The organism is Wolbachia endosymbiont of Drosophila leontia (genome assembly GCF_028981785.1).
In the GTDB taxonomy this organism is placed as follows: domain Bacteria; phylum Pseudomonadota; class Alphaproteobacteria; order Rickettsiales; family Anaplasmataceae; genus Wolbachia; species Wolbachia pipientis.
This window is the reverse complement of sequence record NZ_JAPQLK010000097.1, coordinates 1-6373: the sequence shown is the minus strand read 5'-3', so window position 1 is coordinate 6373 and position 6373 is coordinate 1. Positions and strand designations below refer to the sequence as shown.

Annotated in this window: 6 protein-coding genes; 4 read left to right on the top strand and 2 right to left on the bottom strand. The window is 34.5% G+C overall.

Annotated features, from left to right (window positions below; translation table 11 throughout):
• The coding region (locus OZD63_RS03180) for a transposase (RefSeq protein WP_275008094.1) at positions 1 to 190 on the top strand (190 nt) is incomplete at its 5' end.
• Here the strand turns inward: OZD63_RS03180 and OZD63_RS03175 are convergent.
• Entirely contained in the window at positions 162 to 524 is a 363-nt protein-coding gene (locus OZD63_RS03175; protein ID WP_275008093.1) for a hypothetical protein, read from the bottom strand. The two genes, OZD63_RS03180 and OZD63_RS03175, sit on opposite strands and share 29 nt — an antisense overlap.
• An 81-nt stretch (positions 525 to 605) precedes the next feature.
• On the bottom strand, positions 606 to 1430 hold the full coding sequence (hemF, locus tag OZD63_RS03170) for an oxygen-dependent coproporphyrinogen oxidase (protein ID WP_274979945.1): 825 nt from the start codon (positions 1428 to 1430) through the stop codon (positions 606 to 608).
• A gap of 160 nt (positions 1431 to 1590) precedes the next feature.
• On the opposite strand from hemF, the gene OZD63_RS03165 reads away from it, so the two are divergent.
• The 3 genes from OZD63_RS03165 (at position 1591) to OZD63_RS03155 (ending at position 5855) form a co-directional block, all read left to right on the top strand.
• Positions 1591 to 4074 carry a response regulator gene (locus tag OZD63_RS03165; protein ID WP_275008091.1) on the top strand — a complete coding sequence of 828 codons (2484 nt, stop codon included), beginning with the start codon at positions 1591 to 1593 and terminating at the stop codon, positions 4072 to 4074.
• A 90-nt stretch (positions 4075 to 4164) separates the two neighbouring features.
• Positions 4165 to 5007, top strand: coding sequence for a ParA family protein (locus OZD63_RS03160; RefSeq protein ID WP_274979947.1), 843 nt, complete (start codon positions 4165 to 4167; stop codon positions 5005 to 5007).
• Entirely contained in the window at positions 5004 to 5855 is an 852-nt protein-coding gene (locus OZD63_RS03155) for a ParB/RepB/Spo0J family partition protein (RefSeq protein ID WP_274979948.1), read from the top strand. Before OZD63_RS03160 ends, OZD63_RS03155 begins: the two co-directional genes overlap by 4 nt.
• The last annotated feature ends 518 nt before the right edge of the window (positions 5856 to 6373 follow it).

The window sequence follows — 6373 nt, the reverse complement described above, 5'->3', positions numbered from 1 at the left end:
AACTGTTGAGGTAATAAAGCGAAGTGAATTACATTCTTTCGTTGTATTGCCAAAGAGATGGGTTGTTGAGCGATCTTTTGCTTGGTTAGAAAAATGTNGAAGATTGTGGAAAAATTGCGAACGTAAACTCAACACCAGCTTGCAAATGATTGTCCTTTCCTTCATTTCTCTCCTATTGCGAAGATTTTAAACAGGTTCTCACTATCCAATTTTAGATTTTTTGATTCTGCTAAACTCTCAATAACACGAATTATAACATTCTTTCCATTCTCATCTATTGAGTGGATATCAGCTCCACGATTAATCAGCAATTCCATTATTTTGTGATCTGTAGCATGTCCTAAAGCCTGATTTAAAGCTTGATTATTATTTATATCAAATGATCCTGTATTCTTGAGAGACATAGTCTTTGAAAAGAATTTTCTAAAACTATTTAATGCATCATAGAGAATTAGGGTCAGTTTAACACCTTTTATGTCATTGTTTTTGACAGATTTAATTAAAAAATTATCTATTATGCCCATGATTATACCCCCTATATAAAAGCTCACTACCATGGTACAATTTTAAACTATGATGATTTATTTTCTACTAATAGCAGCTCTCTATAACCACTTAACAAGTGGTGGCATTGACATCATAATTGCATCTGGATTGCCGTCAGTCATTAAACCAAACCTTGTGCCACGATCGTATAACAGATTGAATTCTACATATCTGCCACGTTTTATTAATTGATTTTCTCGTTGTTCTTTTGTCCAAGATTTTTGAATATGTTTACGTATGACGTGCGAATAAATTTCCAAAAAGGCTTCACCTACTGCTTTTGTGAACTCAAAATCGTTTTCCCAGTTGCCAGAACTCAGATTATCATAGAAAATGCCACCAATGCCACGCGGCTCTTTTCTGTGTTGTAAGAAAAAATAGTTGTCACATTGCTCTTTAAATTTTGGATAATATCCGGTGTCAAATCTATCACATGTCATTTTGATTGATTCATGAATATACTCGCAATCTTCTTCATTTTTATATACTGGCGTAAAATCCATTCCTCCACCAAACCATTGTTTTGAAGTATATATCAGCCTTGTGTTCATATGTGCTGCAGGGATAAGGGGCGATTGCATATGAGACACTAAAGATATACCGCTTGCCCAAAACTCTCCGTTACTTTCACTTGCACCAGGAATCTCATTAATGGCTGAATCTGCAAATTTTCCGTGTACTTTTGAAACGTTTACTCCAACTTTTTCAAAAACATTACCAAAAATAATTGTAGACTCACCACCTCCACCACCTGGGCGATCCCACTTTCTCTTTTCGATCTTTGGCTCTGCGGATGATTGTTTTTCAATTAATAAGAAAGATTCTATAATCTTATCTCTTAGTGCACAGAACCATTTAAATGCTTGTGTTTTTTGTTTTTCCATAATATCCTCTTACTAGCTTATTAACATTGTTATATCTGATATTTAAGGAACTTAATTAGATTTGGATGGTAATTATCTATCAAAGACGTTAATAAATCTATAATAATTAAATCAATATAATAAAACATTTTCGTATGTACAACAATGCCAAGTAACAATAATGAATAAAAGATACATAGATAACAAAAAAGAGAACAGGGTTGACTTCATACTAAGAAATTATGGAATGTCAATTGTTGTGATGGCAGTTATTATGCTCTTACCTTCAGTAGCAATATCGATACTCTACTTTTTTGATATATATAGTCAGCATATTAATATAGGGATTAATTTATTAGTTAGCACTCTAACAACTCTCTTTATGATATATAATGTAAAACGCTACAGATACATACTTAACACTATAGAATTTCAAAATGCAATATTTGCAAATGCACTAAATCATAATACAGAATTTTGCCTTATTTTACATAAAGATGAAGGTATTATTTATGCTGATGCAAGGTTCTGCGAAAGGTTTAAAGATCATATAATAGATAATGACATTACGTTAGGCAAGATTCTTGAAATAGGAGATGTTTCAGAAGCAGACAAAAAAGTACTCTATCATGCACTAAAAAATAACTCTTCTGTACAGGTATGCATTTCCTTAAACAAGAAGAATAGAGTATCTAACTTTCTTTTGCTCTTTGAGCCGATACCAGATAATCCCCAAATTGCTATAAATAGTAATAAGATTTTAAATTTATCATTAGTGCCAATAGCAAGGCCAGATGGGTATTTTGTATTAAAAGCAACACAGATAAACAAGGAGCAGATATATGAAGAGTTAATAGAAAAACACAGCATAGGAACTTACATTGCAAATGCCAAAGGGGTGATTTTATCTGTAAATAAAAGATTTTTAGACATATTTGAACTAAAAAAACTGGAAAAAGGTAGCTCAATCAGTGATTTTATATCTCAATCTAAATATAACAATACAACAACCGATAATGAAATTTTGTTTTTTACTATAAGTGGTATTCCATTCAAGGCTTATATGAGCACTGCTATATTTTGTGATAAATACAACCATAGCTATATATATGGCTTTATAACACCAACCGAATCAAATATTGTTGATTATCAATTACACCCTTGTTTTGCAAATTCATCAATTGCTATTGCACAATGTGACATAAACGGCAACTTTGTAAAGAAAAATACGGCACTAATAAAGCTTGCAGGGTCAGATAATAATTCAATCTTTACGTTGATATTGGATAGTTATCATGTGAAAATACGTGAATATTTTTTGAGTAATAGAATAAATAATGCGTCTTTTGATGTACAGCTCAACGGCGGTAATAACATAAAAATATATTTCAATAAGTTTCTTCATAATAAGATGATCTTCATACTTTGTTATTTTATTGACAATACTGAACACAAAAACCTAGAGATAAAGCTTGAGCATTATCAAAAGATGCAAGCTATAGGGCAGTTAGCAGGTGGTATTGCGCATGATTTCAACAATATATTGACTGGGATAATAGGATTTTGCGATTTGCTTTTACTCCAGCATTCAGCTGGTGATCCATCTTTTGGAGATATAATACAGATACAGCAAAATGCAAAGCGTGGATCAAATTTAGTAAGACAATTGCTTGCTTTTTCAAGAAGACAGACCTTGCAGCCAAAAATTATTGATGTAAATGGAACTATAGCTAATCTTTATGAAATGATAAAAAGATTAATAGGTGAAAATATAAAATTTAACATTTATTATGGTAGAGACTTGGGTGCTGTTAGGGCCGATCAAGGGCAATTAGAGCAAGTTATACTTAACTTAGCAGTTAATGCTAGTGCTGCTATGGAAAAGGGCGGGGAATTAACTATACGAACCTTTAATCAAAAGATTGACTCATTAAATTCTACATCTCAGGATATGTTTTCTCCAGACAAGGAAACGATCGAACATGGAAATTATGTTGTGATTGAAGTAATTGATACTGGATGTGGAATGACAAGTGATACAGTTGGAAAGGTATTTGACCCATTTTTTTCTACCAAAGATATTACCTCTGGTACAGGTCTTGGCCTCTCTACTGTATATGGCATTATTAAACAAACTGAAGGATACATCTATGTTGCTAGCAAAGTAAATCATGGAACTAAATTTAGCATATTTTTGCCCATGGTTTACATATCCGATGAAAATCTGAGAGAGGAAGATAGTGAAGAAATAGAAAGACCGGTAGTAAGTGAAATTAAAGGTAATGGTATAATTTTATTGATTGAAGATGAAGATTCAGTAAGGGAATTCATTGCTAAAGCACTAAAAAGGAAAGGATTTGATGTAATAGAAGCAAGCATAGGCAGCGAGGCGCTAGAAATAATCAGTAAAAAAAGTCAACACATAGATCTTATAATCACTGATGTAATCATGCCAGAGGTGAGCGGCCCAGAAATAGTTAAAGAAGCATTGATCCATAGGCCAAATATCAACGTTATTTTTATTTCTGGGTATGCAGAAGATGCTTTTTTAAAGAGTGATGACATCAATATAGAAGATTTTCACTTTTTGCCAAAACCATTCACTCTGAATGAATTAGGAAACAAGGTTCAAAGTGTGTTACACAAAGCAAAAAAGACAGTCTAATTTTAGTGTGGTTCACAACAAAAAAATTTTCTAATGCAAAAGTTTCTTGCATATATACAATAGAATTATTTTATACATAAGATAAAAGGCGTGAGCAAGATTATTGCAATAGTAAATCAAAAGGGTGGAGTTGGCAAAACCACAACTAGTATAAATTTATCGACAGCCTTTGCTGCTGTGGGAAAAAGCACTTTATTGGTAGATCTTGATCCTCAAGGAAATGCTAGCACCGGGCTCGGGATTTCTTATCGTAGTAGGGAAGAAAAAAATATATACAAAATACTACTAAGCAGCGAAAATAAATTGATAGAATCGGCAATTTTCAATATAAAGGAAATTTCAAATTTATCACTAATTTCGTCAGTAGTTGATTTATCAGCTGCAGAAATTGAATTATCGCAACTTGAGCGAGGAAAATTTGTGCTAAAAAGCGCACTAGAGAAGATACGCGATAATTATGAGTATATAATCATCGATTGCCCTCCATCACTTGGGCTTCTAACCATAAATGCTTTGACTGCTGCTAATTCTATTATTGTCCCTCTTCAGTGTGAATTTTTTGCTCTGGAAGGATTAAGCCATTTAGTTAAAACTGTAGAGCTGATAAAAAGGAATAACCTAAACCCTTTTTTGGCAATAGAAGGGATAGTGTTAACAATGTATGACAGGCGTAACAAACTCAGTGAACAGATTAAAAACGATATTTGCCAGTATTTAAATGATAAAGTATACAAAACTATCATCCCATTGTATGAGACTGTTATTCCACGTAACGTACGGTTATCAGAAGCGCCTTCTCATGGAAAACCTGCTATTGTGTATGATCTTAAGTGTCCTGGTGCACAAGCATATATAAGTTTGGCAAGGGAAATTTTAAAAAAGCACGCGAGCAGTTGTAAGGAGAAGAAACTAGTAAGCGAGGGCGTAGTATGAAGGATGATAGACGCCTCGGCAGAGGTCTTGCCGGCCTCATAGGCGATAATTATGATAATAAAGAAGATCGACAAGAGCATTTGCCTATTTTATTACTGCACCCAAGCAAATTTCAACCGAGGAAACATTTTGACGAGGAGTCATTAAGAGAACTTGCAAATTCGATAAAGAAAAGTGGCATTATACAGCCTATCGTGGTACGCAAAGATTCAAATGATGACGGTTATGAAATAATAGCCGGGGAACGTCGTTGGCGAGCAAGCAAGATTGCAAATCTTAATAGTGCACCGGTTATCATAAAAGATCTGAGCGACAAGGAATGCTTGGAAGTATCCATAATTGAAAACATACAAAGACAAGATATTAATCCAATAGAAGAAGGTGAAGCGTATAAGAAACTGATAGATGAGTTTTTCTATACACATGAGGAATTAGCTTCAGCTATAGGCAAAAGCCGCAGCCACATAACCAATATGATTCGGATGTTGTCACTTCCCTGTAGGGTGAAAACAATGATCAACGAAAAAAAACTATCTATGGGTCATGCAAGAGCGTTGATTAATGTTGAAAATGCTGAAGGTATTGCAGAAAGAATAGTTTCTCAAGGCTTAAGCGTTAGACAAACTGAAAAATTGATAAAAGATTTGCATCAAGGCAACAACCAAAAAGAGCAGAAATATACTAGAAATCAAGATATGACGGTAATAGAAGGCGCTATATCTTCTCAACTTGGTTTAAAGATCAAAATTAATGGCAACAATTCTAAGGGTAAAGTTATGATACGGTATAATAATTCAAATGAATTGGATCTAATATTGAAAGTTTTGAATAGGAAACTTGAGGCATAGCTAGTAGCTGCCAGTAAAGCAACAAACCAATATCAACTGTTGGTGTCATGAAAGTAGCTGACACTGGTTTCCATCCAAGAGGGCAGTAGCCCCTTCGCTGTCATGCAAGTAGCCTCCCCCCCCCTGTCATCCCAGTGCTTGACACTGGGATCTAGCAAGCTTTGCTTGCAAATAAGTCTAATACGCGTCGCGTTTTATGCCAAAACACAATTGGAGTTACATGCAAAATAGATCCCAGTGTCAGCTACTCGGATGACAAAAAAAGGAGCACTGGAATAACAGCAGTCCCTCATACCGCGATTCATTCGCGGTATCTCTAGATCCCGCTAACAAGCAGCGGGATGACGAGGTTTACGCTTATCGGATTGTTTCAACACGTCATACCGCGATTCATCCACGGTATCTCTAGATCCCGCTGCGGGATGACGATTGTCGTTTAGCCATAAATATTAAGAAATTTACCAAACGAAAAAAAGGCAAAAGAAGCCCTGGGGTTATTATCCGCTTTAAAATATTGG

Coding starts and splice junctions, on each gene's coding strand:
- OZD63_RS03175 (WP_275008093.1), bottom strand. CDS start 524: ATGGGCATAATAGATAATTTTTTAATTAAATCTGTCAAAAACAATGAC.
- OZD63_RS03155 (WP_274979948.1), top strand. CDS start 5,004: ATGAAGGATGATAGACGCCTCGGCAGAGGTCTTGCCGGCCTCATAGGC.
- hemF (WP_274979945.1), bottom strand. CDS start 1,430: ATGGAAAAACAAAAAACACAAGCATTTAAATGGTTCTGTGCACTAAGA.
- OZD63_RS03165 (WP_275008091.1), top strand. CDS start 1,591: ATGAATAAAAGATACATAGATAACAAAAAAGAGAACAGGGTTGACTTC.